The sequence below is a fragment of the Komagataeibacter kakiaceti JCM 25156 genome (genome assembly GCF_000613305.1).
The window spans coordinates 1-1,030 of the sequence record NZ_BAIO01000685.1 but is presented as its reverse complement, the minus strand read 5'-3'; the positions used below and the strand labels follow the sequence as shown (position 1 = coordinate 1,030).

Here is a 1,030-nt window from a genome sequence, read left to right as displayed (position 1 = left end):
CCTGCTGAACAGCCTGTTCGGGGCATGGGCCTGCCTGTCACGGGCGCGGGCGCGACGCGGCACGCTGGATCTGGAACTGCCCGAGCGTCTGGTCCACCTTGACGAACGCGGCCAGATCGCGGCCATCCGGCCGCGAGTCCGTCTCGACAGTCACAGGCTGGTCGAGGAATTCATGATCGCGGCCAATGTCGCCGCCGCACATTATCTTGAGGGGCGGCATATCCCCTGCCTTTACCGGATTCACGCGCCCCCCGCGCCGGAACGGCTGGAAAACCTGCGCCGTGCGCTGGACATGATGGGGTTATCCCTGCCCGCCACAGGCGCGCTGCACGCGACCGATCTGGACCGCGTGCTGCGTCAGGTCAGCAATACCGATCAGGCCGGGCTGGTGAACGAACTGATCCTGCGCGCCCAGAACCAGGCGGAATACAGCCCGGAACCGGTTGGGCATTTCGGCCTGTCCCTGCCGGCTTACGCCCATTTCACCAGCCCCATCCGCCGCTATGCCGACCTGCTGACCCATCGCGCCCTGCTGGTCGCCACCGGGCTGGAGCCCGGCCCCGCGCCGGATCATGCCACGCTGGAGGAAACCGGACAGGCCATCACCCGGACCGAACGCCGCGCCGCGCAGGCCGAGCGTGACACGCTGGAACGCTACGCCGCCACATGGCTCCAGACCCGCGTGGGTACGGTCATGGAGGCGCATATATCGAGCCTGTCGCGATTCGGTATTTTCATGGTGCTGGACGCGACCGGCACATCCGCCCTGCTGCCCATGTCTGCCCTGCCGGAAGATCAGTGGCATCACGACGAAAAAACGCAGACATTGCAGTCATACGACAAGACCATGGTATTCCGGCCCGGTCAGGCCCTGCGCGTACGGATAGAAGAAACATGCGCCATCCGGGGAACGGTCCTGCTGGCACTTCCCGATGCCTCGCCGCCGCGGTGGAGGCGGCGGGCATGACACGCCGCCAGTTCGCGGCCATCATACTGCGCCCCATCGGCAGGGGGGGCGAGACCACGCCGA

Annotated in this window: 1 protein-coding gene; it reads left to right on the top strand. The window is 66.7% G+C overall.

The window, feature by feature from the left end; all coding sequences use genetic code 11:
* Window positions 1-967: RNB domain-containing ribonuclease (locus JCM25156_RS17955; protein WP_025814236.1), on the top strand; the 967-nt coding region annotated here is incomplete at its 5' end.
* Between the last annotated feature and the right edge of the window lie 63 nt (window positions 968-1,030).